General features: G+C 36.4%; 28 protein-coding genes, 1 tRNA gene and 1 pseudogene. 21 read left to right on the plus strand and 9 right to left on the minus strand.

Annotated features, from left to right (window positions below; translation table 11 throughout):
• The first annotated feature begins 41 nt into the window (after nucleotides 1-41).
• Entirely contained in the window at nucleotides 42-1,412 is a 1,371-nt protein-coding gene (locus ES948_RS01460; RefSeq protein WP_188109416.1) for a chloride channel protein, read from the plus strand.
• 12 nt (nucleotides 1,413-1,424) lie between these two features.
• Here ES948_RS01460 and ES948_RS01465 read toward each other — a convergent pair whose 3' ends face one another.
• On the minus strand, nucleotides 1,425-3,365 hold the full coding sequence (locus ES948_RS01465) for a DUF1538 family protein (RefSeq protein WP_152183153.1): 1,941 nt from the start codon (nucleotides 3,363-3,365) through the stop codon (nucleotides 1,425-1,427).
• 67 nt (nucleotides 3,366-3,432) lie between these two features.
• Between ES948_RS01465 and ES948_RS01470 the strand changes: the two genes are divergently transcribed.
• The 11 genes from ES948_RS01470 (at nucleotide 3,433) to ES948_RS11205 (ending at nucleotide 11,444) form a co-directional block, all read left to right on the plus strand.
• The gene (locus tag ES948_RS01470) at nucleotides 3,433-3,930 is read left to right on the plus strand and encodes a bifunctional adenosylcobinamide kinase/adenosylcobinamide-phosphate guanylyltransferase (RefSeq protein WP_152183154.1); all 498 of its coding nucleotides are present in this window, start codon (nucleotides 3,433-3,435) and stop codon (nucleotides 3,928-3,930) included.
• Nucleotides 3,927-4,649: an adenosylcobinamide-GDP ribazoletransferase gene (locus tag ES948_RS01475; protein ID WP_152183155.1), complete on the plus strand. Its 723-nt coding sequence runs from the start codon at nucleotides 3,927-3,929 to the stop codon at nucleotides 4,647-4,649. The genes ES948_RS01470 and ES948_RS01475 overlap by 4 nt, the downstream gene beginning before the upstream one ends.
• On the plus strand, nucleotides 4,646-5,209 hold the full coding sequence (locus ES948_RS01480) for a histidine phosphatase family protein (RefSeq protein WP_152183156.1): 564 nt from the start codon (nucleotides 4,646-4,648) through the stop codon (nucleotides 5,207-5,209). The genes ES948_RS01475 and ES948_RS01480 overlap by 4 nt, the downstream gene beginning before the upstream one ends.
• 31 nt (nucleotides 5,210-5,240) lie before the next feature.
• Nucleotides 5,241-5,328: transfer RNA gene (locus ES948_RS01485), tRNA-Ser, on the plus strand.
• A 165-nt stretch (nucleotides 5,329-5,493) separates the two neighbouring features.
• Entirely contained in the window at nucleotides 5,494-6,660 is a 1,167-nt protein-coding gene (locus ES948_RS01490; protein ID WP_152183157.1) for a tyrosine-type recombinase/integrase, read from the plus strand.
• Nucleotides 6,653-7,375 (plus strand): hypothetical protein, encoded by a 723-nt coding sequence (locus tag ES948_RS01495; protein ID WP_152183158.1) that lies wholly within the window; start codon nucleotides 6,653-6,655, stop codon nucleotides 7,373-7,375. The genes ES948_RS01490 and ES948_RS01495 overlap by 8 nt, the downstream gene beginning before the upstream one ends.
• A gap of 163 nt (nucleotides 7,376-7,538) precedes the next feature.
• The gene (locus tag ES948_RS01500) at nucleotides 7,539-7,730 is read left to right on the plus strand and encodes a helix-turn-helix transcriptional regulator (RefSeq protein ID WP_152183159.1); all 192 of its coding nucleotides are present in this window, start codon (nucleotides 7,539-7,541) and stop codon (nucleotides 7,728-7,730) included.
• Nucleotides 7,730-8,590, plus strand: a complete 861-nt coding sequence (locus tag ES948_RS01505) for a tyrosine-type recombinase/integrase (protein ID WP_152183160.1) — start codon at nucleotides 7,730-7,732, stop codon at nucleotides 8,588-8,590. Before ES948_RS01500 ends, ES948_RS01505 begins: the two co-directional genes overlap by 1 nt.
• Before the next feature lies 1 nt (nucleotide 8,591).
• On the plus strand, nucleotides 8,592-9,116 hold the full coding sequence (locus ES948_RS01510; RefSeq protein ID WP_152183161.1) for a hypothetical protein: 525 nt from the start codon (nucleotides 8,592-8,594) through the stop codon (nucleotides 9,114-9,116).
• 51 nt (nucleotides 9,117-9,167) lie between these two features.
• The gene (locus tag ES948_RS01515; protein WP_152183162.1) at nucleotides 9,168-10,913 is read left to right on the plus strand and encodes a DUF3987 domain-containing protein; all 1,746 of its coding nucleotides are present in this window, start codon (nucleotides 9,168-9,170) and stop codon (nucleotides 10,911-10,913) included.
• 357 nt (nucleotides 10,914-11,270) lie between these two features.
• On the plus strand, nucleotides 11,271-11,444 hold the full coding sequence (locus tag ES948_RS11205; protein WP_152183163.1) for a type II toxin-antitoxin system YafQ family toxin: 174 nt from the start codon (nucleotides 11,271-11,273) through the stop codon (nucleotides 11,442-11,444).
• Between the two features lie 191 nt (nucleotides 11,445-11,635).
• Here the strand turns inward: ES948_RS11205 and ES948_RS10810 are convergent, their stop codons facing one another.
• Both ES948_RS10810 and ES948_RS01525 read right to left on the minus strand, forming a co-directional pair.
• The gene (locus tag ES948_RS10810; RefSeq protein ID WP_188109417.1) at nucleotides 11,636-11,809 is read right to left on the minus strand and encodes a hypothetical protein; all 174 of its coding nucleotides are present in this window, start codon (nucleotides 11,807-11,809) and stop codon (nucleotides 11,636-11,638) included.
• A 578-nt stretch (nucleotides 11,810-12,387) separates the two neighbouring features.
• On the minus strand, nucleotides 12,388-12,783 hold the full coding sequence (locus tag ES948_RS01525; RefSeq protein ID WP_152183164.1) for a hypothetical protein: 396 nt from the start codon (nucleotides 12,781-12,783) through the stop codon (nucleotides 12,388-12,390).
• Between the two features lie 82 nt (nucleotides 12,784-12,865).
• On the opposite strand from ES948_RS01525, the gene ES948_RS01530 reads away from it, so the two are divergent.
• From ES948_RS01530 to ES948_RS01565, 8 genes are all read left to right on the plus strand, one after another.
• Nucleotides 12,866-13,174 (plus strand): nucleotidyltransferase family protein, encoded by a 309-nt coding sequence (locus ES948_RS01530; protein WP_152183165.1) that lies wholly within the window; start codon nucleotides 12,866-12,868, stop codon nucleotides 13,172-13,174.
• Complete coding sequence (locus ES948_RS01535; RefSeq protein ID WP_152183166.1) at nucleotides 13,167-13,520, plus strand: HepT-like ribonuclease domain-containing protein; 354 nt, start codon at nucleotides 13,167-13,169, stop codon at nucleotides 13,518-13,520. Before ES948_RS01530 ends, ES948_RS01535 begins: the two co-directional genes overlap by 8 nt.
• Nucleotides 13,521-13,653: 133 nt before the next feature.
• Nucleotides 13,654-13,929 carry a hypothetical protein gene (locus ES948_RS01540; protein ID WP_152183167.1) on the plus strand — a complete coding sequence of 92 codons (276 nt, stop codon included), beginning with the start codon at nucleotides 13,654-13,656 and terminating at the stop codon, nucleotides 13,927-13,929.
• Nucleotides 13,930-13,972: 43 nt separating this feature from the next.
• Entirely contained in the window at nucleotides 13,973-15,196 is a 1,224-nt protein-coding gene (locus ES948_RS01545; protein ID WP_152183168.1) for a hypothetical protein, read from the plus strand.
• Nucleotides 15,197-15,205: 9 nt separating this feature from the next.
• Nucleotides 15,206-16,084, plus strand: a complete 879-nt coding sequence (locus ES948_RS01550) for a metal ABC transporter substrate-binding protein (protein ID WP_152183169.1) — start codon at nucleotides 15,206-15,208, stop codon at nucleotides 16,082-16,084.
• The gene (locus ES948_RS01555) at nucleotides 16,075-16,830 is read left to right on the plus strand and encodes a metal ABC transporter permease (protein WP_152183170.1); all 756 of its coding nucleotides are present in this window, start codon (nucleotides 16,075-16,077) and stop codon (nucleotides 16,828-16,830) included. Before ES948_RS01550 ends, ES948_RS01555 begins: the two co-directional genes overlap by 10 nt.
• Entirely contained in the window at nucleotides 16,827-17,258 is a 432-nt protein-coding gene (locus ES948_RS01560) for a methyltransferase family protein (RefSeq protein ID WP_152183171.1), read from the plus strand. The genes ES948_RS01555 and ES948_RS01560 overlap by 4 nt, the downstream gene beginning before the upstream one ends.
• Nucleotides 17,259-17,406: 148 nt before the next feature.
• On the plus strand, nucleotides 17,407-17,853 hold the full coding sequence (locus ES948_RS01565) for a hypothetical protein (RefSeq protein WP_152183172.1): 447 nt from the start codon (nucleotides 17,407-17,409) through the stop codon (nucleotides 17,851-17,853).
• Between the two features lie 2 nt (nucleotides 17,854-17,855).
• On the opposite strand, the gene ES948_RS01570 is transcribed toward ES948_RS01565, so the two are convergent.
• From ES948_RS01570 to ES948_RS01590, 6 genes and pseudogenes are all read right to left on the minus strand, one after another.
• Nucleotides 17,856-19,772, minus strand: a complete 1,917-nt coding sequence (locus tag ES948_RS01570) for a bifunctional diguanylate cyclase/phosphodiesterase (RefSeq protein WP_188109418.1) — start codon at nucleotides 19,770-19,772, stop codon at nucleotides 17,856-17,858.
• On the minus strand, nucleotides 19,769-20,392 hold the full coding sequence (locus ES948_RS01575; protein WP_152183174.1) for a transglutaminase-like cysteine peptidase: 624 nt from the start codon (nucleotides 20,390-20,392) through the stop codon (nucleotides 19,769-19,771). The genes ES948_RS01570 and ES948_RS01575 overlap by 4 nt, the downstream gene beginning before the upstream one ends.
• 47 nt (nucleotides 20,393-20,439) lie before the next feature.
• Complete coding sequence (locus tag ES948_RS01580) at nucleotides 20,440-21,936, minus strand: B12-binding domain-containing radical SAM protein (protein ID WP_152183175.1); 1,497 nt, start codon at nucleotides 21,934-21,936, stop codon at nucleotides 20,440-20,442.
• 176 nt (nucleotides 21,937-22,112) lie between these two features.
• A complete protein-coding gene (locus ES948_RS11210) occupies nucleotides 22,113-22,568 on the minus strand; it encodes a CZB domain-containing protein (protein ID WP_246153800.1) in 456 nt (151 codons plus the stop codon).
• Nucleotides 22,551-23,558, minus strand: a pseudogene (locus ES948_RS11120) (methyl-accepting chemotaxis protein); the annotation flags it as partial. The gene ES948_RS11210 and the pseudogene ES948_RS11120, both read right to left, overlap by 18 nt.
• Complete coding sequence (locus ES948_RS01590; RefSeq protein ID WP_152183177.1) at nucleotides 23,530-24,015, minus strand: PAS domain-containing protein; 486 nt, start codon at nucleotides 24,013-24,015, stop codon at nucleotides 23,530-23,532. The pseudogene ES948_RS11120 and the gene ES948_RS01590, both read right to left, overlap by 29 nt.
• 73 nt (nucleotides 24,016-24,088) lie before the next feature.
• Between ES948_RS01590 and ES948_RS01595 the strand changes: the two genes are divergently transcribed.
• Nucleotides 24,089-25,213, plus strand: coding sequence for an MFS transporter (locus ES948_RS01595; RefSeq protein ID WP_152183178.1), 1,125 nt, complete (start codon nucleotides 24,089-24,091; stop codon nucleotides 25,211-25,213).
• Nucleotides 25,214-25,224: the final 11 nt, after the last annotated feature.

A 25,224-nucleotide genomic window follows, 5' to 3' on the forward strand; every position in this document is an offset into this window, starting at 1 on the left:
TGTCATAATTATAAAAAATCTCTCAACAAGCAGATAAACAGATGATTCACAAACATATAACAGAACAGACTGCTATCTTTTTCAGTGTTGCAAAATGGGTGTTTTTATCATCAATGGTAGGGGTGGTTATCGGTGCAACGGTTACTGCTTTTTTGAAGATTTTAGCCCATAGTGAAAGCTCACGTGCACTTTTACCTTTTGATTTTTACTATCTGCTTCCCTTTGCACTTATTTTAACGGTCTGGCTGACAAAAACATTTGCTCCCTCTGCTGAAGGACATGGAACAGAAAAGGTCATCTCCGCTGTGCATAAAGCAGATGGAAAAATTGATGTTTCTGTTATTCCTGTAAAAACCCTGACAACGGTTTTAACAATTTTTGCAGGTGGTTCTGTCGGTAAAGAGGGCCCGGGTGCGCAAATAGGTGCAGGAGTGGCATCACTACTTTCCAATCTTTTGAAATTCCGAAAACAAGATAGAAAAAAACTGGTTATCTGTGGAATCAGTGCCGGTTTTGCAACGGTTTTTGGTACACCTATTGCGGGAGCGATTTTTGGTGTAGAAGTGCTTATTATCGGTGTAATTATGTATGATGTACTGCTTCCATCCTTCATTGCCGGTTTTGCTGCTTTTACAACAGCGCAGTTTTTAGGTATTGAGTACACATATTATGATTTGCACTTTTTTCAAGATGTATCACTTGACCTTGTGCTGATTGCAAAAGTTGTTTTTGCAGGTCTATTTTTTGGTTTTGTTTCAGATATTGTTATCACTTCCATTGCACATACACACTCTTTTATCAAGAAGATAAAAGTCAGCATGTACATCAAAGCTTTTGTAGGAGGGAGTTTGATTGTTGGGCTTACACTGCTTTTTGGAGAACAGTATATAGGCCTTGGTCTAGGGACCATTGAAGATGCACTCAGTCAAAATCCTGCTGCATATCAAGAGATTCACTGGTACACTTTTGTTCTTAAGACCATCTTTACGTCTCTCTCTTTAGGTGCAGGAGGTAGTGGTGGTGTTATTACACCAATATTTTACATCGGAGCAACAAGTGGTAACTTTTTTGGCTCTATTATATCGCCAGAGAATATTCCGCTTTTTGCAGCACTTGGATTTGTAAGTGTTGTAGCGGCTACGACAAACACACCAATTGCCTCAACGATTATGGCCGTAGAGCTTTTTGGTATTGATATTGCACATTATGCGGCGCTTGCAGCAGTTATCAGTTTTTTGATTTCAGGGCACAGAAGTATCTTCTCTTCACAGATTTTAGCGATGCGAAAATCTGAGATGCTGAGTGTAAAAATCGGTGAAGAGGTTGAAAATATCAACATCTCACTGGAAGAACATGAGATGAATAAAATAGAAAAGCTTAAAAGAAAACTACATAAAAAGCGTAAAAAATAGCTTGTTTATCTCTTAAATATCATTTACTTTCAGACGTAGCCCTTTGATATGTGATACAGGATAAGCGAAAGTGAGTCCTTGTCCTTCACCTGTAATGTCAAGTTCTGTCAGTATTGCTTTTATAATTCTATCAACATTTTTTGTTTTGGTGATAAACATCAGATTTGAGTCTGTAGCCTCTACATGGAGGCGATGGTAAAAGTTGTCCATTTCAGCAAGCCCCATACCGTGAGCTTCCATGATCGTAACACCTCTCGCGCCCGCTTCTTTTGCAGCCAAAAGTGCCTCTTCTGTTTTCTCTTTTGGTACAACAACGTGTACAGCAGAAAATGCCATATCATAAGAGTGAGACTTGTTTGTTCCTTCAACATTGATTGTTGAGAGCTTCATATTGTGTACATCTTCAAGTGCATGACGCAGTTCATTAAGATGCATCTGCTCTTTCTCTTGTTCGCCTTTAACACCGATTTTTTCAGTTATCAGTCCATAGAGCATGACTGTAAGCATTGGAAAGAGTGAAGCAAAAGCGATAAGTCCAAAGCCGTCAATTAGTGGATCACGCCCGGGAATATTTGTAGCAAGACCTAGCCCGATAGCAGCGACAAGAGGTACAGTTACTGTTGAGGTCGTAACCCCTCCACTGTCATAAGCAATAGGAATGATGTATTTTGGTGCCAAGAATGTAAGTACAATTACAAAAAGATACCCTGCCATAATGTAATAGACTATCTCACCACCTACAACGATTCTGTAAGCTCCCAAAGAGATACCAATGGCAACACCAAGAGCAACAAAGAGGCGTAGCACAAAGTCATTTATTTTACCATCACTGATCTCTTTTGCTTTTCTTGCAATAGCTGTCAGGGAGGGTTCTGCCATCGTTGTTGAAAAACCGATAAGAAAACCAAAAGAGTAAATAATAATGTTGTTATCATACTGCGTGAGCTCATACGCCATCATCTCACCGACAGAGAAGAGCCCCATCTCCAAACCAACGATGAATGCATCAAGCCCTAAGATAACAAGTGCAAAACCAATGATTACCTGTTTTAAATTCTCTAAGGGTTTTTTTAAGATAATGTACTGAAAAAAGAGAATGACTGCAAGAATAGGTGCAACATCCAACACAACACCAAAGAGATCTTTGAGGATATCAAGAAAATTAAGATTAAAAGCATATGCATTGTCTACTGCAACTGCTTCAGAAAGAGGAGCAAGGGGTAGCTCTATATGTGCAGAAGGTTCAAAGAACTCATAAACGGCGATACCGTAAATCTGTACAAAAATCATAGGAGTAAGAGATGCAAAAGCGATAAGTCCAAAACCATCTAAAACAGGGTTTCTTCCTTTGATAGTAGATGCAAGTCCTATTCCTAGAGCTGCAACAAGTGGAACGGTAACTGTTGAGGTTGTTACACCTCCAAGGTCATAGGCAAGTCCTACAATCTCTTGGGGAGCAAAGGCAGTTGCAGCTACAACCAGAATATATCCACTGATAATATAGTAGTGGATGGGATGTCCTTTAATGATACGCCAAACACCTAAAACAATGGCAAAGCCTACTGAAAAAGCAACCACCATTCTCAGTGTAGTTGCATCAATACGTTCGGAGCTGATACTTGCTGCTTTTTGAGCGATGACAATGAGAGCAGGTTCAGCTACAGTAGTACCAAAGCCTATCATAAAACCAAAAACAATGATCCAAAAAGTTGATTCTTTGTGCGCAAACTCACTAGCAAGTCCCTCACCGACAGGGAAGATTCCAATTTCAAGACCTAGTAAAAAAAGAGCGAGGCCAACACCTACAATTGCCAGACCTATTGCTGTACTTAGCCAATTATCAGGGATGTTTTGAATAATGGCAAGCTGAAAAAACATGATAACAAGTACAATCGGTAAAAGGTCACGAAAAGACTCTTTTAAAAGTTGTAAAAAAGTTTTAATACTTAACAAATATTACCCTCATATATTTTTTTGTAATAATAGCAAAAGTTGCTGTATTTATTGCTATACTTACGAGATGAAAGTTTTATTTATAGGCGGAATTAAGAGTGGAAAATCTCTTAATGCAGAAAAGTATGTTCAGACACTCTCAAAAACAAAACCTCTTTATCTTGCAACTACTGAGTTTATCGATGATGAAATGCAAGAGAGAATTAAGCAGCATAAAGTACAACGTGAAGATAGATTCATTACCGTTGAAGAGGCTTTAGCACTTGCAAAAGAGATACAAAAACATGAAAAAACTCCTATTTTGGTAGAGTGTTTAAGCATTTGGGTCAACAACATGCTCTATCATGAAAAGAGTGTAGAAGATATGATAGCAGAGATAAATCAAGTGATGATGCAAGAAAAAGATATTGTCTTTGTTATCAATGATGTTAGTTGTGGTGTTATACCTGAGAACAAACTGGCCCGTGATTTTGTCGATGCCAATGGCAAAATCGCACAACTTGTTGCAAATGAATGTGATGAGATCTATCATGTTGTAGCTGGAATTGCTACGAGGATCAAATGAGTAGAATTTTTAAAGGCTTTGCACTGGCTCTCTCGATGCTGACAACTCTACCTTTTTTCAAAGTCCACGATTTTTATAAAGGCATTAACGGTTATGCTGTAATGTTTTACCCTTTAGTCGGCTTGATTCTAGGTTTCATTCTTTACGTGGCATCTCTTCTTTTAGAGCCATATGTGCCGCATTTTCATCTGGGAGTCATTCTCTTTGCTTTGTGGGTTCTACTTACCGGTGCACTGCATCTTGATGGTTTTGCAGATACTGTTGATGGGCTTTTTGTTCCAAGAGAGAAAGCTTTAGAAGTGATGAAAGATCCTCATAACGGTGGCATGGGTATGCTCTTTGGGGGTACATTTTTGATCTTGAAAGCATCATCTATTATGGCTTTGGAAAGTTATACTTTGTTACCATTGGTACTGCTTTTACCTCGCCTGATGATTGTATTACTTATCTATTTTTATTCCTATGTTTCGGGTGGGATGAGTAGTCTGGCAAAAGAGGAGTTGGAATCAAAACAGGTTTTTATAGCAATACTGTATAGTTTACTATTTGTTTTTTTATATAATAGTTGGTCTTTACTGGTTGGAGCACTGTTTATCATGCTGCTTGTCAAACGATTTTTTATAAAACGTTATGATGGTTTTACAGGAGATATATACGGATTTACTATTGAGATAATGGAACTTCTTTTACTCAATCTGATCATAGTGGGGCTTGCGTGAGGATAATACTTGTTCGCCACTGTGAAGTGGATGTTGCTTACCATAAGCGATATAACGGACATATTGATATAGGACTCTCACGCAGAGGCAAAGAACAGGCAAAAGCTTTGGCAAAACGATTTGAAGATGAAAAGTTTGACCTTGTTTATTGCTCAGATCTTCTGCGTGCAAAGGAGACACTCAAGCCATTCAAACAAGCAAAAGAAGCAATCTACACTGACAAACTACGGGAAAAATCATGGGGAAAACATGAAGGAAAAAGTTTTGATGAGATAATGGCTGAAGGTGAGATAGTGTATGAACATTTTGAACAGTGGATAGATGCCCTTGATGGTGAACCGTATGAAGCTTACATAAAAAGAGTAAAAGAGTTCTTTTTAGAGTATCTAGCCTCACATAAGGCGGAAAACATCTTGGTCATAACACATGCAGGTGTTATTCGTGTTTTAATCGCAATAGTGCAAAAACTTTCATTAGAAGAGGCTTTTTGTATAGATGTGTCGTACTCTTCTTATATAGTTTTTGATACAAAAGAGCAGACTTTTAGCACTATTAAATAAAAGCTTAGCTAAAATGTCACTCTTCTTTAATGGACAGCTGGCCGAGTGGTCGAAGGCGCTCGCCTGGAACGCGGGTGTAGGGCAACCTACCGTGGGTTCGAATCCCACGCTGTCCACCACTGAACTACATATCATCTATATCAATTTACAATCATATATGCCTATGTTTAGGTGTTTGCATAATAATATACAATCAGTTATAATACTTTTAAAACACTCTTAGTGTTACCTATTTGTTACCTTTTTATTGAAAATAGTGTTACCTTTTTTTTAGGATATATATTGTGGCAGCTAACAAAGAACCGATAAGATATGATAAAGATTACTCAACAAAGTATGATGGAGTATATTTTCGCTATTCTAAAAAGCGTAGATACAATGGTAAGCCTGATAAATCATATAAAATTCGCTATAGAGTCAATGGTCGTTCTAAGAATGAACGCATAGGTTGGCAGTCCGATGGTATAACAGCAGAGTTCGCACGAAATATAAGAGCACAGAGAATAGTATCCATACAGCATGGAGATGATTTGCCAGACAGTAAAAAGCTTACTTTTGGTGAAGCTGCTAAAAGATATTTTGAAGATCATGCCACTAAAAAATCAATCAAAGAAGATATATATCGGTATAATGATTTAAAACATCTTGATGCTGTTGAAATATCGAAGATTACTATTAGTGACTTAAAAAAAGTACACCAGGTAATGAGAGATAGAGGCGTAAAACATGTGACATACATCAAGGTGGAAGAGTTTTACAATAAAGTTGTAAAGTATGCCAGCGAGATAAATCTTATAAAACAGCAGACTCCTCTTAAAATTCCATCTATTCCTCGTTCATATGATAAAGTAACAGAGATATATACGGATGAAATGCTAGAGAATTATATCGCAGTCATAAAAGCATATCCATATAGAGTTGTATCTGATATTGTCGAGTTTATTCTCCTTACTGGTATGCGTCGTTCGGAGCCATTGAAATTAAAGTGGAGTGACTATAATGAATTGGAAAGTCATGTGATAATTCGGGATGCAAAGAGCGGAAGAGATGAGAAAAAAGTGCTTTCTTCTGAAAGTAAAGCTATAATAGAGAGACAAAAAGGGAAAACTTCCGTTTATATATTCGAGCATGACGGAGAAGCTGTGCGGGCGCAATACCTTAGTTATCATTCCCGTAGAATGGCAGATATGGCCGGAATCCCCCATAACTATAGACCATTGCATAGTTTACGGCATAATTATGGAACTAGAATGGCTATGCAAGGAACACCGGCAATCGTTATAAAAGAGGCATTAAATCATAAAAACCTCGAGACAACACAAAGATATCTTGATGTTGCAAGTTCGCAGTTACAAGAGCATATAGATAAAGTTGAAAATGGTATGCGAACTAATAAAATTCGTGTAGATATAAATTTAAAAAAAGTTCAAGTAAAGGGTAAAAATGATTAATTACATTGTAGACGAATATGGAAATAAAACCCATGCAATAGTGCCTATTGATGAATGGCTAAAGATAATGCATGAACAAAAAATAAGTGGCTTATCAGTTCATAATTATGATTTATCACAAAGTAGTTACCATATTGTACACTTACGAAAAATTTTACATTTATTAACTGCAATGGAAAAAATTCCAGTAGAAGAATGGCAAGAACAATTTAAAAAATATTTTAGTTATTATCATTATTTAAAATCAGCAGATATAGGGCTTTTATATTTATTAAGAAATAAAGATTTTATTCATTTATTATCGAATTATTCAGATGAAAATGCCCAAGAATTATATTCTACATATTTTATTAGTTCTAAGAAAAAAAAGCCATTATCAGAAATAGAATTTAAGACTTTACATGACAAAATTTTTATACTAGATGAGGCACCTTTTTTGCTATATTTTCATGATAATTATAAATATGTTTTTGAGGTACAAAAGAAGATTAGATACAATGCTGAAGCAAAACGACTATTTGTATATGACATTATGGAAGTATTTCCAATTTATATGACTAGTTATTACAATATAACAAAAGAGGATGCTCAAAATAAATTAATGCAATATTTATATAATAATAAAAATGGAGCCAAAACACAACTCCAAAGAGCATTAAGGGAAGCAGATGATAGAATTAATCATGATGGTTGGAAATCTTATTTTTTCATGTAGATACTTGATAACTATGAAATGCTAAAACTTTCTCAATAATATCGACAAACAATCAAAATGTTTTAAAATGTTTTAAAGAGTATTGACAAATATAAAATAATCTCGCTATACTTCTAAAGTTTCAAACTGTTTCAAAGTGATTCAGTCTTAAAAGGAGTATAGTATGAATGATTTTATTACACCGGATAAAGTTTCAGAACTAACCGGCTATAGTAAAGGTGTCCTCTCTAATATGAGGATGAAAAAAGAAGGTTTTCCATTCTATAAGTTTGGAAGAAAAGTTTTCTATAAAGAGTCTGAGATTTTAGAGGCTATAGAAAAGTCAAGAGTAGAAACGACTCCAAAGGCTTCATAATGGAAGCCAAAAAACAAAGCATATATGATACATATGCGCAACACTTACTTATAAGAGGTCTTGTTAAATCTACTGTAGATTTATATCTCAAAGAAGCAAAGCAGTTTTTAGAGTCTATAGATAGTGTTGAATCTATCAATAGAGCTACAGTTTTAGCATATCTTTCAAAATATAATGATATGTCCGCAGGTACAAAAAATCTTCGCTATGGTTCTTTGAGGGCATTTATAAAGCATTTAGATAAAAATGTCACTCCTGGTGCCTATCAAATAAAAATCCCCTATGTAAAATCTAGCCGTAAACTTCCAAATATATTATCAGTTGAGAGATTTATGGAGCGTTTAGAGCGTGTGCAGCACAAAGCACAAGAAAGCTCCAAATGGTTAGATAAGAGGAACTATGCTTTTGTCATGCTCTTATATGCTACAGGAATGAGGGTGTCGGAAGCATTGAAATTTCGTATGTCAGATATAGAAAATGGATGGATTCGCATAGAAAATGCAAAAGGATCTAAAGATAGATATGTACCTATTGCGGATGATGCGATTAGGGCACTTGAAGAGTATATTAAAGTGTCTCCTTTTTCAACGCTGAAAGCCACTTTTATCAATTATCAAGGTAAAGCATTAAACAGAGTCACTGCTTATAAAATTGTTGAGGATGCAATGGGTATGAATCCACACAGCTTGAGACACCATTTCGCAACACATATGATTATAGGTGGAGCGGATATAAGTGTAGTATCTGAATTATTGGGACACTCAAATCTGGTTACAACACAGATATATACACATATCCAAAGACCACAGCTAGCAGATACGGTAAATAAATATCATCCGATGAAACAGGAGGTAATTTAGTATGCAAAATTATAAAGATCCTTATTTAAAAGAAGAAACATATGAAGATGTGTATCGGTTTGTAAAAAAACAGTTAGAGCTTGGCAGTACAGTTGGCAGTATTGCAAATGCGATGCTAGGGAACCGCAAAGGGGAGTTGATTATCACGAAGTGGTATGGAACTTCGCTAATGGGTTTAAATCGTGAAGAGCAGATATGTATTTTTACAAGATTTATAAATGAAGAATTAGGAGAATATATTCCAAAAATTTGTTTAAGTAAAGATGTTCAAGAAAGGGTAATGCAAATATTAAATGATATAGATTTAGATGCGTATGGGGATTATTTAACAGAACTTATGAGTAAGGTTGGATACCGGGAAGTAAATAATCATATTACGGAGATTATTGCATCTTTTCATCCATATATGATGGAAAACAGAAAAGAAGAATTTGAGGCAATGAGCGGAAAAGAGTTACAAGTGGCTTTGGTTAATTACATTAAAGAAAATTTGCAAATTTGCAGTAAAGAAGACGAAACAATTTAAAAAGGGAGAAAGCAGGGGGGATAGAGAATAGTACCCCCTGTAAATAAAACCATGAATGAGAATTATAACATAAATGCAGAACAAGCAGTTTTAAGCTCGCTGTTGTATGCACCTGAAAGATTTACAGAGTATAGTAAAGAGCTGAATAAAGATATATTTTTTCCTATAGGGCATAAAAATATCTATGAGGCAATGTTGGCACTAAATGAGCGGAACTTGCCTATAGAAGAGGAGTTCATTAAAAAAGAGTTGTCCAAGAATGGCAATTTTGATGAAAATGTACTTATCCAAATTATGGTGAAAACGCCAAGTAACTATATAGTGAACTATATAAAAGAACTTCAAGAGTTACATATAAAACGAGAGATATATGAAGCTACTATAAAGTTTCAACATGGGGAGATAGACCATATAAAGCTTTCCTCGTTGATTACAAAAGCAAACAGCTTATATAAAAAAGAGGAAGAATCAAAGCTGCCAAAAAGGGAGTATGAGCATTTAACTCCTTTCATGAAGAGCTTATTTTATGATTTGAAATCAATAAATGAATATCCAGATGGAATGGTGTTTTCTGTCATGCTAGCATCAATGGCCGGACTCATAGGAGCAAGAGCAAAGATTACTAATACAAAGAACATTACCGTATTTCCGGTTATATGGTCTATGATAGTTGCCCCGTCATCTTTAGCCGCTAAATCAACACTCTATAAGTTCGCAAAAGAGTGTGTTTTTGGAGATATTCAAAATAGATACTATGATGAGTATGAAGAAGAAAAGATAAATTATAAAACTTTGTATAAAGGGTATATGGCATTGCCAAAAGAAGAAAAGCTACAAACAGATGAGCCAGAAGAACCGGTGTTAAAGCAACTTATCTTTCACGCTGGCGGAACACCCGAAGCAAAGATTAAAAGTTTACATCACAATCCAAAGGGCGGTGTTGTATTTTATGATGAAATGAAGTCGGAGCTTGAAAAAGGAAATAGTAACGAAGAGTATAAAGCATTGAAAACATCACTATTTGATGGGAGTGTCTTTCATAAGGAACTCGTTAAGGGTGGGACAATGATATTGCGAACTCCAATTTTAAGTGAAGTCGGTTTGATTACGGAAAAATGGCTTTTGGATGCTACACATAAAAATGACATAGCAAGCGGATATATGGCACGGTATCTATTTAGTGTGCATCCAAAATTAGATTTTAAACCATTACAGATTAAAGATATTCATATAGACAAAAAGAAATATGCGGAAGTTGGTGAGTTTATTTTAGATATGTTTGAAAAATATGATGAGCCGGTAGAATTTAGATTGTCAAAAAATGTTGTGCACAAATACATAGAGTGGTTTAATGCATATTCAAGTGATGCATTTTATACGGAGACAGAAGAGGAGATAGCATCATCTGTGAGACTTGGAACATATGTGCTTAAGTTTATGCTCATTAGCTATATTTTTAATAATGCATATAAAAAGATAGATATTTTGGCAAGTGATAATATGCTTGAAATACCAGAAGAGTATTTTTATGAAGCGCTTGAAATCATGCAGATTTTTAGAGAGGGAAGTGATAAGTTACTAAGTCTCTTTGATAAAGCAGATAAATTGAACTATAAAATAGATGATTATGTGCAAAAACTTTATAAGAAAATAGACAAATCACCAAATGGAAAAATAAAGAGATCTGCGGCAGTCAATACAAGAGGATTAAATAGGGAAAAAATAGACCATCTCATAGCAACAGGGATGTTAATATCGACAAAAATCGATAGAACGGAATATTTGAGTAAACCATAGATGCGCTAGAAGCGTTTTTATGGGTATAAGTACACGCAAGAAAAGAGAAAAGCGTTTCTAGCGTAAATATAGAAAATAAAAAATAAGTAAACTTACTTTTTTCATACTTCCAATATGAAGAGAAGGCGACAGATTAAAGGACAAGGAATATTTACAATAATTATGGCTTGGATAAATAGTAGAAGTGAATGTGAATATGATTTAATATTTTTAGGAACTTTTATTTTGGATATGACATGTATTGAATTTATGATGGGAGGTGCACAGTAGAAAACTATAAACGGATTTAAAAATTTAGTCGTCGAGTTCCAGCTCGACAACCAATTTACATTTAAACATAGATACAGGGAGGTAAGCATGTTTAAATATTTTAAGACACGGAAGTATAGCAAAAGTTATAATAAAGTAAGATTAGCAAGTAAACAGTTACAAAGGTTGCAAACTTACATCAAGTTACTTTTACAAGGGGAACAGCTGCCAAAAGAGGCTAGAGACCATAAGCTCTTAAAAGAACATATTGGATGCAGGTAGTTTCATATTGCCGGTGACCTAATTGTTGTATATAAAAGAGTTCAAGGTGTACTAGTCTTTGTTGATATTGGAAAGCATACCAAAATTTTTAATAGCATGTAGATTATATACCTGGTGTAATCATACCAGGTATATATTTTAGTACCTTGCCGACATGGAGGTTGGCAGTACAGGACAAGGATGTCCGAAAGTTAAAAGAGATTTTTTATGTATGCAAATACATCTGCCCAGTAGTAAACTTTATATTCTCCTGCAATCATTATCCCGCCATTGTATAGCTCATAACTGATAGCAATCAGTAAACCTAAAATCAAGCCTGCAAAAGCTGAAAATAATCCTCTCGTGATACTTAATGATTTAGTCATAATAATTCCTCGCATTTTAAAAATTATAACAAGTTTTTAGTGAATCTGCTAAAGGGATATAAAAAGAAGACATGTAAAAGGGTGTATAAGTGTATAAGTTGTATAAATATATTTATATATATCCCTATATATAGGACTTTAAAGCATCTTCTTACTCCATTTAGAGTTATACAAGACTTATACAACTTATACATTTTGTATAACTCTCATCTTCCTACACTTCCAGACTTATACACTTTTGTATAACTCTTATACGCTAGTGTATAAGTCTAAATAGCCTTGAAACATCGTAATTTAGGGATTTTTTATCTAAAAAAACGAAAGTTATACACTTATACGCTCTTCCAGAGAGGGAAAAATAAAAAGACAAGGTTTTTAATGCAAAAGAGGCTTATGGTAGTTAAATTATTTTCCTTTGTTCCAGTGTAAAAATATATTGAATATGCAATTTGTAAAAAATCGCCCTAAATACCTATCCTAAGTGATTGGGGAGTAATATTTCTGTGTAGCGGGTTGGACATAGGAACGGATAACGGATGTAATATTGGAGTTGTTTCGGAAAAATTCGGTAAATAAATTTAATGTTGTTTGCACATTTGAAAAGTATTGTTTTTGTTCCTTTTATCTACGGCAAGGTAGCAGTTCTTATTTAATTGATGTAGTTTAAAAGTTTTATTACTGGATGAATGATTTAGGAAAAAATTTGGCAGCATTCCTATTTGTTTATTATCTAAAAATATGTTTAGATCATGCTTTTTAAGTGTATATTTTTTCTTTGTTCCAGTAACATTTATTCCATGCTTATTTATTATATTGATAGTTTTATCTGTATTGAATCTGATAGTTGTTCCATATGCAACGAGTGCGCAACATTTAAAAGGACGGTTTTTTACATTACTTGAGAGTTTCCATGTGCCTGTGATTTCAATAGCATATGTTGAAGTGATGAGAATAAAAATAAGAAAAGATTTCATAAAGATCCTTTTTGTGCGACAGGTATTTTAGCATACAATAGAAGAAATTTTTCTTGAGTGTGCAGTATGATATAATACCCATATGAAAAAAGAACAAATACTCAACTATCTTAGCAGTGTTAAAACGAAGTACCAAAAAGAGGGTTTTATGATTAAGGCTCTTTTTGGTTCCTATTCTCGTGGTGAGGCAGATGAAAAGAGTGATGTTGATATTCTTGTAGAAGCTACTCCAGAGTTTGCAGCGCGCTATGGATTTGGAGCGATAGAGCGTATCTGTGAGATAGAAAAAGAACTCAGTGTTGCACTGGGTACAAAAGTAGACCTGGCAGACAGTACAGGCATGGGAAAAACTGCCAAAAAGTTCATTATAGACAGAGCGATATATGTCTAAAGAATCCATTGCAAAAGTACATCTCATAATTGAGAAAATCGAATACATAGAGCAGATAGTACAAGAAGCTGGAAGCATTACCGGTGCACTTGAGGATGCAGTTATCAACAGGCCGGCAATTCTTATGCATCTTACAGCAATAGCTGAACAGTTTAACAAGCTCAAACAGTCTCATGCAGATGATATTTTGAGTGCTTTTGATGACAAAGACATTAAGGGAATGTATGATGTACGAACATATATTGCTCATGATTATGAAGGCGTTAACCTTGCCATTGTAGAATGGATCATAAGAAACGGACTTCCAAAGTTTAAAACACAGTGCAAAAGAGTGATAAATAGATAATTGTGTTACCTATATGTTACCTTTTTTAAAGAAGATATGGATAAAGCACCTATATATAGGGATTTTGAGCATATATAGAACTGGTGCTGTCCACCATTCTTCTCTTTTATACCAATTATGTTAACATTTCATTATGATAAGTAGATTTCTTAGAAAATATCTTAGTATTGTTTTCGTACTTGCAACACTTATGGGTACGATGCATCATCATAATGATCTCAAGCAGCATAGTGATTGTCAGATATGTACGATTCAGTCTAGCATTGCGCATGCAGATACACCTGTTGATGTTGTATATCTCACGCAGCTTGATATTTACAGAGAATCTATCGTCACACAACTCACAACACTTCATGATAAGCAGTCTGAAAATCCACTTCACGCAAGAGCTCCTCCTTTTTTCTCCTAAACTTTACAATTAAACAACTATTTTTATAACGGAGAAACAGACAATGAAAAAAATATTAGCTTTGTCTCTTTTTGCCTCTGCAATACTTATGGCAGAGAGTGAAATTGATGCTATAAAAGCAGAATTGCAAGCACAAAAAGAGACGACACAAAAACTAGAAGAGAAGCTTGATGCATTGAGCCGACAACAAGAGAGTACTTCTGTAAATAGAAGTGCAAGTTTTTCACAAAATGCTTATCTGCCAGATATTGCGTTTATCTTAAATATGTCTGCTGTTGGCAGAGATGTAGCAAATGGAGACTATGAAAACTTTGCAATTCCGGGCTTTATTGATGCCTCAGGTGCAACGATGCCATTTAACAAAGAGAGAGGTTTTAATCTTAACTATGCAGAGGTTGCTTTACATTCTGTAGTCGATCCATATTTTGAGGCAGTAGTCTATTTCCACTTGCAGCCAAATGAGTTTGAGATAGGTGAGGCTTATGTACAGACAACATCGCTTCCATATTATCTAAGAGTAAAAGCTGGAAAATTTAAGAGCTCTTTCGGTCGTATAAACTCCAAGCACCACCACTCCTGGTATTTTGATGCACAGCCCATCATCTATAAAGCTCTTTTTGGACCAGATGGCATCAGTGACCCTGGTGTACAACTGCAGTGGATAGCCCCAACTGATGCTTATTTGATGTTTGGAGCAGAAGCACTTCAAGGGACAAATGCGAGAAGTTTTGGCGACAATGAGAGTAATAATCTCTATGTAGGCTATGTTAAGTCAAGTCTTGATGTAACAGATGAGCTCTCCATTCTTGGTGGTATCAGTTATGCGCACGGAAAAAATACAACTACAAATGCGACAGACGTTTATGGCCTTGACTTGACACTGCGCCAAGAGCTTGGGAGTTACTCGTTTCTTCTTTGGCAGAGTGAATATCTTCACAGAGAAAAAGAGCTAGCTACAAGGAGTGATACGCAGGCAGGTCTCTATAGTGAGCTTATCTATCAGTATGATAAAAACTATGCGGCAGGCTTTCGCTATGACGCCATTACAAAGAATGAAGCAGATTTGACTTCTTACAATGGTGTCGATACGAGTGGTTTGGATAAGTACAGTGTAATGGTAGAATATAAACCCTTTCCTATGTCACGACTGCGATTTTCTTACTCTTATGACAGAACAAAAGTCATTAATGATGAAAGACGTAACATCAATGAAGTGATGCTTAGTTTAAACATCGCAGCCGGTGCACATAGTGCACATGATTATTAGGAGAGTAAAATGAAAAAGATATTACTAACACTATTACTAACATCTGTACTATTTGCTTCGCTAAAAGTAGATACAACATATGCGACACTTGGTGCAGTAGCAAAAAAGATAGGCGGTGATGCTATCGAGGTGACTGTTTTAGCTTCGCCTCAGTACGATCCACACTTTATTACACCAAAACCATCACTGATAGCCAAACTTCGCCGAGCTGATCTACTCATTATCAATGGTGGAGGTTTGGAGATAGGTTGGTTGCCCCCACTGCTGAGAAATGCCAACAACCCAAAAATTCGTAACGGCGCAAAAGGATTTTTAGATATATCACACGCTATTGCGATGATTGAAGTACCGACTTCTGTTTCTCGTGCTTATGGGGATGTGCATGCACAAGGTAATCCGCATTACTTTACTGATCCGTATAATATCTTACTCATTGCAAAAGCGATAGAGCAAAAACTCATAGAACTTGACCCAAAAAAAGAACAGTTTTATAGCAAAAATTTTGAGCAGTTTGAAAAAGAGTGGCAAGCCTATCTCAAGAGTTTTGATGCAAAAATGACAGTGTGTACAACAAAAAAAGTGATAGAGTACCATGAATTATATGACTACTTTTTAAAGCGTTATAGCATTAAAAGCTATGGCAACATCGAACCGCTTCCGGGAATTGCACCAAGTTCAAAACATACTGTTGCACTCATTAACACTATAAAAGAAAATGGCATAAAAAAGATTTTACAGGATGTTTATCATGAGCAAAAAACGGCAAAGTTTATTGCTGCAAAAACCGGCGTAAAAGTCGTTGTTATCCCGCATGATGTCGGAGCAGTAGAAGAGAGTGATACTTTAGAGAAGTTTTACGACACAATAGCGAAACGAATATGTCACTGATAGAACTTTTTTGGCCGGCATTTTTGCTGGCCTTTATACTTGTCTTTATTCACACACTTTTTGGTTTGGAGATTATCAGACGAGGTGTGATTTTTACAGACCTGGCGATAGGGCAGTTCGCTGCTATTGGGATGGCTCTTAGTATTGCATTTATGGATGGAAGCTATCAGACGATACTGAGCTTTTCTTTTGCCATTCTTGCAGCACTTATTATCACATGGGCAACGAAAAATGTTGAAAAGATTGAGGCTTTCATTGGTCTTTTGTATGCTTTTGGGATTGCTGTGATAATGTTGGTTTTGGCACAAAGCTCAGAAGGAACCGAACTCTATTCAAAACTGAGTGCGGCTGATATTTTATTTACATCACCGAATGATTTTTACAAAAGCATGGCTCTTTACAGTGCTGTTAGTCTTGTTATGTTTGTTCTTTATCCAAGACTGCAGGGGATAAAAAAAGAGTTTTTGTTCTTTGTGATGCTAGCTGTAACTGTAACCTCTTCAGTACAGTCTGCTGGAGTTTTGGTTGTTTTTGCACTGCTTATAGCGCCCTCTTATGCAGGAGTGATGCAAAAACGATTTAACTCTTTTGCTTTTGCAACACTTTTTGGATCTTTTGCCCTCGTTATTGCCCTTGTGGCATCTTACTTTTTAGATTTGCCAACCGGTTATGCAATCATTTTCGTAACAGTTACCTTTTCACTGCTCTTTGTGGTATTATTGAGCATTATAAAAGGAAAGAGATGAAAAGTAAAATATTGGTTTTTTTACAGTTCTTTATTATATTTTTGATGCTTTTGCCCCTTGGAGAAAAGATGCATTATCTTTATGCAGGTATGTTTTTCTCTGTAGCTGGTGTAATCATAGGCTTGCTCGCGATCAATACACATGAAAGAGGAAATTTCAATATTCGCCCAGATATCAAAGAGGAGTGTGAGCTCGTTACTCATGGTATCTATACCTATATCAGACATCCGATGTACCTTTCTGTTCTTACTATAATGTTAGGTGTAGTGCTTATCTATTTTAGTTTTTATGAAATTGTTCTCTATATAGTTTTAGTGAGTGTTATGCTTACAAAACTTTTTTATGAAGAACATCTGTGGCAGTACCACAGCCAAGAGTACGAAGTCTATAAAAAACATACAAAAAGGCTTGTTCCTTTTATATTTTAACAATTCGATATAATAAGATAGACACAAAGGGCAGGTGTATACGATTTTATCTCTCGTTCAGACAAAGAGTTTTGAAGAAGAGCCAATTCAAGCCGGTTTGTATGATCTAAATCGTTATGCCAGAAGACCATGGAATAAGGAGTAGGTGATGGATATTGTTCTTCTTATAAAATCCATAATGGGTCTGGTCGTAATTTTAGGGATTTTAATAGCATTTTTTCTCTATACTCCAAGTGGAAAGAAAAAAGAAAAAAAAGAGAAAAAAAGTTATATACAACCGAGTAAGCCAAAGCCAAAACATGAACTAAAGGACCTGCTTGCAGTTATTCGCAATAAGCATGCAACAACTGAAGAACTAGCGGAGGCACTGGAGCTAATCATCAAATATCATGGGCATATTCATCCAAAACTTGGAATCCGGACACATTCTGATTTTGATATCTATTCAGAGGTACTTTTGCGTATTTGTCGCCATCCCAACACAAACAAAGGTATCATCATAAAGTTTGATAAAGAGTTGGAGAAATTAAATCCAGACTATGTCAGGGAGATAAACGACTCTCTGACAAAGGGGCTCAATTCAAGAGGAATATAGTTCTAAAAACTGTCTGTAATCGGACCTTGTACTTTATAGATATGAAGTTTTTGCAGTGCTGCGAGTTCTTCTTGGTCTTTTACAAAACTTGCAATGATTTCTATGCCAAGTGATTTTGTTACAACTTCAAGCGCATTCATAGACTCCTCTGTCTGGTCAAGCAGGAATGTGACATCTGCTTTGATAAACTCAGGATTAAGCTCTTTGAGATAGTTAAAATCACTGCTCTCACCTGTGAAAGCATTAATACCGAAACCAAAATTATATTTTCTAAAAAGATCAACAAAACCTTTGACTGTTGCGGTGTTATGTAATGCAAAACTGTCAGAGACCTCAAAATAGAGTTTGAAGTTCAATTTTTTCGCATAGAGATAAAAGAGTGTAGAGAGTTCATCAAATGCTTTTGTATCTTTTAAAAACTCATTAGAGAGACGAATGGAACAGATACTGTCTTTGAGCTCAGGATGATCGATGGTAAGTAGATTTTTGAGGGCTACAAGGTACATTTTACCAACAAGTCCAAGGTTGATAGCCGGTGCGATAAAGTCACCATAGTAGAAGTGTTTATCTTTCCCGCCATCAATAGTAAAGGTCATGACTTTATGATTAATTTCTTTGGTCTGTGTATCCATTGTTGCCCAAAACTTCAGACTAAAGTAGTTTTTCTCTATGGACTCTTCTAAAATAGCACGCCACTCTTCTTTTGGAAGGGCATTATGATTGTTCTCTTCATATACATAGATATTTTTTTGCTCATCCGCTTTGGCTTTTATCAGTGCATCATCAGCACGTGTAAGCAGATCACTGATGCTAACATCCGGTCTGTATCGATAGATACCGATGTTTATATAGACCTCTTTAGTGTTGATATCATATTCATCCGCAAGTTCCAGAAAACTCTCAAAGATATTTCTTGAGATTGATTCAGAGAGAAAAGATTCACAGTCTGGTAACATAAGCGTAAATTCGGTTCCATTCACACGAGCAATGAGATGTTCGTCAATGCTTTTTGATTCCTCTTTAAAGATATCTGCAAGAGAGCAAAAAAATGCATCGGCTTCTTTTCGTCCGAGCTGTTTGTTGAGAATCTCTGCACCGCTAAGGGCGATAAGCATAATACATCCACCATCATTTTTTGTCTCAAGTTGTAGTAGTTCAGGAAGTTTGAGCATAAGATAGCGGCGATTGAAGAGTTTTGTAACAGGGTCATTATAGAGGAGTTCACGGTTTCTTTGTGCTGCTTCATTTGCTTTATTGAAGATCTCTTCAACTTTTTTCACCATTGCGTTCATTGCGTGAGAGACCTCTTTAAACTCTGTAGTATAGGGTTCTTTTGTCTCTATAACAAACTCATTGTTGAGGATTGCTTCAGCTTGATGCTGAATGCGTTTGAGCGGTTTGAGGATGAAGTGCAGCATAATGCTTAAAAGGCTTAAAGAGATAGTAGCGAAAATCACAAACAGATAAAGCAGTTTTGTAAATGTTTGATAGAGTGCTTCATAAACGATTGCAGTGTCTGCTTCAACGGTGACTTTTCCGATAATATTCCATCCTGATGTTACATCAGATTTAACAGGCTTTAAGTGGATATCTGCAAAATCGATAAACCATGCAGGAACACCTTCTATTGGGTCGTTATCCTCTTGTTTGTAGCTGAAGCTTGCATCATTGGAGGTGAACTCTATGCGTTTGTAGTAGCCACTGTCAAATTCTGAGTCAATGACACTCGTAATCATAACAGGCTCTCCCCCGGTTTGGGCTATTTTGTTGGTTAGTGAGGAGATGTTGTTAACAGTAGTCTGGTAGAGACTCTCAACCATATCCTCTTTGGCTGTTTTATAGTTAATGACCATAACAGAGCCTAAAATTGTTATTATCATCAGTGAGAGTGCCAATGCCATCTGTTTAAATAGTGTCATAGTTTTTTCCTTTTCATATTGGCTTCGAGTTTCTTCCATTTTTTAGATTTTGGTCCGGTGTCTCCGTTTATCATCTTTATAACCTTGATAAGGTCAGGACGTTTAGATACCGGAAGAACAAGTCTGTTGTTGTTTCCTAAAATAAGAATGTCATTTTTAGATTTTGGATTTGGCACTTTAAAATAGGCCAAAACCATATGTGAACTCTTTTTCCCTCGTCTGCTTTTGTAGATTACATAAGCAAATTTCATTCTATGTGGGTCAATACCGAGTTCTTTGAGAATATAATACTTTGCAATAGTATAATCTTCACAGTCCCCTTTGTTTTTGCCGATAAACTCATAAAGCGTTGCCCAGTAGTCACTGACACCGTAAACTTTTTTATCACTTGCATACTTTATGAAGTTGACCCATGTGTTTACAGTGTTGAGCTTTTTCATAGTAGAAGCATTTTTTAGTTTCTGCAGTAAAGATGTGTTTATATCGGCAAAACGATTTTTTGCAAAAACGCCATATTTTTTCAGCGCACGCTCTTCTAGTTTTTTATCTATAAGCTGATCTGCATGCAGCACGGAAGAAGATATGATAAAAATCACGAGAAGCTTTGTCAAAAAATTCATGCTTTATTATACTATAGACTTCTTGCATAACTAAGATATATCTATTTTTACTGCTGTCTTTTATTAAATCCTGAAGTTCCAAGTTTGGCTTCAATTTGAAAGTTTTTTGCATAAGCTTTGAGATAAGTTGGGATGGCTCTGCCTTTGAGTTTCATCATATCTTGCAGCATTCGTTTGGCGACATCTTCTTCGCAGAGCTCTTTTACCTGCGTGAGATAGCTAAAGAGCAACTCGCCTTGGCGAGGCAGGGAGATTTTGTATGTGGAGTCTGTTTTGGCATATATCCAAAGTGAAAAAGCATAAAAGTTTTCATAAACGCTTGCATCTTGCCAAAGAAGCGGGAGTGATTTTTTGAAATTACCCGAGTTGTAGTAGAGGTCCCAAAAGCGTGCAAAACGCTTCATAATCTGAATATCTTTGAAAGAGAGCTGATTGTTTTTTAAGATATCATAAGGTGGAATGTCACTGTAGACCATACCGTGCTTGATATCATGACGGTTAATGTGTGTGCCTGATAGTTTTTTGAGTATGCCGATTTGAATCTCACAAGAGCTCAGACGCATTAGCCCATCAAGGTTGTGTCCAAAACTCTCCAGCGATTCTCCCGGAAGACCGACAATCAAATCCAAATGGATATGCGCTGTTGTCTCATTTTCCAAAAAGGCGATATTGCTTTTGATTTTATCAAGCTTGAGTTGGCGTGAGATATTGTCTGCAACCTCAAGATTGAGTGTCTGTATACCGATCTCAAGCTGCAGGGCTCCATGGGGAAAGCGTTTTATCTTCTGGCGCAGACTCTCTGGAAAATGGTCTGGAATGACTTCAAAATGAGCAAAATAGGGTGGTTCTTTGGCTAAAAAGAAGTCCAAGATGCTGTTGGCCGTTTTCATGTTGAGGTTAAAAGTTCTGTCGACAAATTTAAAGTTTCTCGCTCCCCTTTGCCACAGTTTTTCAAACTCCTCTAAAACTTTCTCCAAATCAAATGCACGGACCTTTTCATCCATGGAAGAGAGACAGAACTCACACTCAAAAGGGCATCCACGTGAGACCTCTACATAGATATATCGGTTTTGGATATCATGGTCGCTGTAGTGCTCATACGGGAGATTTATTGCTTTGAGGTTGGGTATGCTCATACGGATGATACGCTCATGGGCAGTACCGTTTTTGATATCTTTGCAGAGTTGATAGAATGCTAAATCACCTTCACCCTGGATAATATAATCAGCCAGATCAAAGTTCACACGGAAGGGCAGGTAGGTTACTTCCGGACCACCTAAGATGATGGTAGTATAGGGTGCAACTTTCTTTAAGATATGAATGAGTTCATGGATTTGGCTTGCATTCCAGATGTAGACACCAAGTCCGATGATGTCAGGATTGTTATCAAGAAGCTTCTCTGCCACACTTTGGAGGGCATCATTGATGCTAAACTCTAAAATCTCTGTATGCTCACGCAACTCCTGCATATTTGCATAGAGATAACGAAGACCGATTGCTGAATGCGTATAGCGTGAGTTTAGCGTGCTTAAAATGATTTTCATAAAGGAAGTGTAACATAAAAAGAGAGATTAAAAGAAAAACAGCCAAGAGAAATAAAAGGGGAAAAACTCGGCTGTTTGAAAAATTTATAGGAGTATATGTGTCTCGCTTATGAAAGGGGGAAAACATAATTGAGATGTGAAATTATAATAATTATAAGTAAATATTAGGTAAATATCTAAACTTTCCCTTTTTTCTCTTTGTATTCCACTAACATTTGGTCAAGTTTGGCAAATAACAGAGCGGATGCATCTTCCATTGTAGCAAAGTTTTGTATGATTTTCTCTGGATTGTCATACTTGATCACAGTTCCATTATGAACAAATTCCATATTTTTAAAAGCCATTTCATGTACTTGAGCATGTGGTGCATCCATCTCTTTAAAGGCTTTGGTATGACCGAATCTCTCTTTACCGACACCCTCATACCATTTCCCCATACGGCAGTTGTGATGGTCAGGGAAGATTTTACTTGTATCATCATCGAGTACTGCTGAATATGCATTAGATTTAAAGAGAATATGGTCTACTTTTACAAGCGTTGTAAAGAGTCTGTTTTGGATGTTAATTGCTGTATTTGAAGCATCTTCTGCAAGATGATTTAAATCTTTGAAAGTTGTTTCAAACTCATTGATAACCGTACTGGACTCTTGAGCGATATTACTGATCTCATCAGAGTTGCTACGCATATCGTTTGCTTCTTGTTGGAGTGTTGAGATAGTAATTTCTATCTCATTTGTCGCTTTTTGTGTGCGTTCTGCAAGTTTTCTTACCTCATCGGCAACAACAGCGAATCCGCGTCCATGCTCCCCTGCACGGGCAGCTTCGATTGCCGCATTCAGTGCAAGAAGATTTGTCTGGTCGGCGATATCTTTTATAAGACCGATAACTTCGGAGATTTCACGGCTTCTGCCTTCAAGAGAGACAATACCTTCATGGGATGAGGCAATAAGTTCTACAAGTAAGTTCAGATGCTCGCCAATTTCCAAGACACTGCTGAGTGATTCTGCAGACTCCTTTGCAGTTTTTTGGGATACATCAACAATTTCACTTGCATCTTCCGATGAGCTTGTCAAATCTTGCTGAATAATGCCAAGACCTCTTGCGACACCACCCCCAAGAGAAGTAAACTTTTCGGACATCTCTCCTCGGATTTTTGTCTCATAGCCATCGGCAATAGATGCAATCGCCTTGTTGACGTTTACGGCAGTTGTTTTAAAGATACCTTGGAGCCCCTGTGGATAGGTATGACGATATGTTTTCCCTTTGGAAGCCGCTTCAATGGTTGTTGCAATGTCACGCATAAAAGCTTCGAGCTGGTCAATGGTATCGTTGAGAGCCCATGCGATTTTTGCATTTTTAGAGTTGTCGTTTGGAATGTTTGTAATACGATCTTCGAGTTCTCCTTTGGCTGCGTGAGCAAGAACCCTTTGAATATCTAATATGATTTTAGATGTTGAACTTGAAGAGTTCTGTGTCGGTATGAAAAGAGATGCGACCAAAACAAGAAGCAGAAGCGCAGCTAAAATATAGTTGCTTGCAACAAGAGCATAGAGGGTAACAACAGTTAAAGCGACAAACAATACAAGGGACTGTTTATTTTTGAATAGAGATGATAAATTCATCGTAACTTACTCCTTCTTTATGTAATAGATCATCAAGGATCTTCTCACCGGCAGCTATACCACCACTTCTTTCTGCTTGAACCATCTGTTCATAAAGCGGTTTAATAAGAGCAAGTGCTTCAGGATTTGGTTTTCGTCTTACCGAATAATAGCCAATAATGTTACCTCTTGTATCAAAAGAAGCCGTTACATTGGCATAGACCCAGTAGGCATTGTCATTTTTTGTTTTGTTGATAACATAGGCAAAAATCTCCTGCTTGTTTTGGATACGTTCCCATAGAAGTTTAAATACTGTTTTTGGCATATCAGGATGACGCACAATATTATGTGGTTTTCCAAGAAGTTCAGCTTCTGTATACTCTGCCATCTCTATAAAAATTTTATTGACATAGGTAAGGCGACCTTTGGCATCTGTTTTAGATACGATGAAGTCATTTTCACTCATCTCTCGTAACATAATTTCCACCTTGTTTTTAGTGATAGGAAGTATTTTATCATAAAAGTATTACAAATGCGGTTATAATTTTAGAATGATTTTACTACTAGGCATCTTTTACTATTTTTATTTTTCTGTTGTCGGTATCTATATTATCTTTTTACCAAAGGTTTTAAGCGGCGTGGGCTACAGTGCCAGTGAGATAGGGATTATCTTCGCTGCTGCACCGCTTATTCGTTTTATATTGCCGTTTTTGTTTATGCGTGGATTGCAGTTAAACTCCAAGATATTTAATGGCTCTTTGGTTTTAGTCGCTGTGAGTGCATTCTCTTTTTATCTCTCGCTAGAGCATTTTTATTTTCTGTTGCTTTCAAACATTGGCCTTGGAGTGGGGCTTAGTCTGATACTCCCTTATGTTGAGCTTATCTCTTTGGACTCGATTGGTAAAGAGCGTTATGGGAAAGTGCGACTCTTTGGCTCGCTTGGTTTTATCATCGTGGCACTTGTGCTTGTGAAGTTTTTGTCATCTGCTTATGTCGCTTTAAATTTTTTATTTGTTTTGACACTAATCATGACAGCAGTTGCCTACTTTGTACAAAGCACTGCGGTGGCCAAGGAATCACAAAGCCAAGAGAACTATCAAAATGACATCCATCTTCTGCGTGATTATAAACTCTGGTTAGGACTGCTGTTGATGCAGATGAGTTTTGGTTCTTTTTATAACTTTTTTACAATCTATGAGACAGACAGAGGTATTTCGCTTGATATGACAATATATCTCTGGAGTTTTGGTGTTATCGTTGAGGTGGCAATGCTCTATTTTCAGGGAAGGTTTCTTCGCGCTAATCTTTTGAGCGTTCTGCAGATAACCATCTTTGCAACAATCATTCGATGGTTTTTGATTTTTGCATATCCGACAAACTTGAGCGTGCTCTTTTTTGCTCAATCTCTGCATGCACTGAGCTTTGCACTTTTTCACTCTGCAGCAATTTCTTACCTTTTTGCTAATTACAGGCACAAAAGTCTTGCACAGCAGTTTTTTTCAGGTATTACATATGGTTTGGGTGGGCTTCTTGGAGCACTGTTAGCGGGCTTTATCTATGAGTATTATGCCCAGCAGCTATTTCTAAGCTCTTCATTGATTGCATTCATGGCATTTGCAATGATCTCTTGGTATAAGCAGGAAAAAGAGAGAGGTGTCAAAGAGAGACTTTTTTGATATATTTGATA

Source organism: Sulfurimonas indica (assembly GCF_009192995.1).
Lineage (GTDB): Bacteria > Campylobacterota > Campylobacteria > Campylobacterales > Sulfurimonadaceae > Sulfurimonas > Sulfurimonas indica.

Excerpts from the sequence above, each read along its gene's own strand:
- ES948_RS01540 (WP_152183167.1), top strand. The coding sequence starts at position 13,654 with ATGATAAGTAGATTTCTTAGAAAATATCTTAGTATTGTTTTCGTACTT.
- ES948_RS01590 (WP_152183177.1), bottom strand. The coding sequence starts at position 24,015 with ATGTTACGAGAGATGAGTGAAAATGACTTCATCGTATCTAAAACAGAT.
- ES948_RS01570 (WP_188109418.1), bottom strand. The coding sequence starts at position 19,772 with ATGACACTATTTAAACAGATGGCATTGGCACTCTCACTGATGATAATA.
- ES948_RS01580 (WP_152183175.1), bottom strand. The coding sequence starts at position 21,936 with ATGAAAATCATTTTAAGCACGCTAAACTCACGCTATACGCATTCAGCA.
- ES948_RS01555 (WP_152183170.1), top strand. The coding sequence starts at position 16,075 with ATGTCACTGATAGAACTTTTTTGGCCGGCATTTTTGCTGGCCTTTATA.
- ES948_RS01475 (WP_152183155.1), top strand. The coding sequence starts at position 3,927 with ATGAGTAGAATTTTTAAAGGCTTTGCACTGGCTCTCTCGATGCTGACA.
- ES948_RS01495 (WP_152183158.1), top strand. The coding sequence starts at position 6,653 with ATGATTAATTACATTGTAGACGAATATGGAAATAAAACCCATGCAATA.
- ES948_RS01505 (WP_152183160.1), top strand. The coding sequence starts at position 7,730 with ATGGAAGCCAAAAAACAAAGCATATATGATACATATGCGCAACACTTA.
- ES948_RS01595 (WP_152183178.1), top strand. The coding sequence starts at position 24,089 with ATGATTTTACTACTAGGCATCTTTTACTATTTTTATTTTTCTGTTGTC.
- ES948_RS01500 (WP_152183159.1), top strand. The coding sequence starts at position 7,539 with ATGAATGATTTTATTACACCGGATAAAGTTTCAGAACTAACCGGCTAT.
- ES948_RS01565 (WP_152183172.1), top strand. The coding sequence starts at position 17,407 with ATGGATATTGTTCTTCTTATAAAATCCATAATGGGTCTGGTCGTAATT.
- ES948_RS01560 (WP_152183171.1), top strand. The coding sequence starts at position 16,827 with ATGAAAAGTAAAATATTGGTTTTTTTACAGTTCTTTATTATATTTTTG.
- ES948_RS01510 (WP_152183161.1), top strand. The coding sequence starts at position 8,592 with ATGCAAAATTATAAAGATCCTTATTTAAAAGAAGAAACATATGAAGAT.
- ES948_RS01515 (WP_152183162.1), top strand. The coding sequence starts at position 9,168 with ATGAATGAGAATTATAACATAAATGCAGAACAAGCAGTTTTAAGCTCG.
- ES948_RS01460 (WP_188109416.1), top strand. The coding sequence starts at position 42 with ATGATTCACAAACATATAACAGAACAGACTGCTATCTTTTTCAGTGTT.
- ES948_RS10810 (WP_188109417.1), bottom strand. The coding sequence starts at position 11,809 with ATGACTAAATCATTAAGTATCACGAGAGGATTATTTTCAGCTTTTGCA.
- ES948_RS01535 (WP_152183166.1), top strand. The coding sequence starts at position 13,167 with ATGTCTAAAGAATCCATTGCAAAAGTACATCTCATAATTGAGAAAATC.
- ES948_RS01575 (WP_152183174.1), bottom strand. The coding sequence starts at position 20,392 with ATGAATTTTTTGACAAAGCTTCTCGTGATTTTTATCATATCTTCTTCC.
- ES948_RS01550 (WP_152183169.1), top strand. The coding sequence starts at position 15,206 with ATGAAAAAGATATTACTAACACTATTACTAACATCTGTACTATTTGCT.
- ES948_RS01525 (WP_152183164.1), bottom strand. The coding sequence starts at position 12,783 with ATGAAATCTTTTCTTATTTTTATTCTCATCACTTCAACATATGCTATT.
- ES948_RS11205 (WP_152183163.1), top strand. The coding sequence starts at position 11,271 with ATGTTTAAATATTTTAAGACACGGAAGTATAGCAAAAGTTATAATAAA.
- ES948_RS01470 (WP_152183154.1), top strand. The coding sequence starts at position 3,433 with ATGAAAGTTTTATTTATAGGCGGAATTAAGAGTGGAAAATCTCTTAAT.
- ES948_RS01530 (WP_152183165.1), top strand. The coding sequence starts at position 12,866 with ATGAAAAAAGAACAAATACTCAACTATCTTAGCAGTGTTAAAACGAAG.
- ES948_RS01545 (WP_152183168.1), top strand. The coding sequence starts at position 13,973 with ATGAAAAAAATATTAGCTTTGTCTCTTTTTGCCTCTGCAATACTTATG.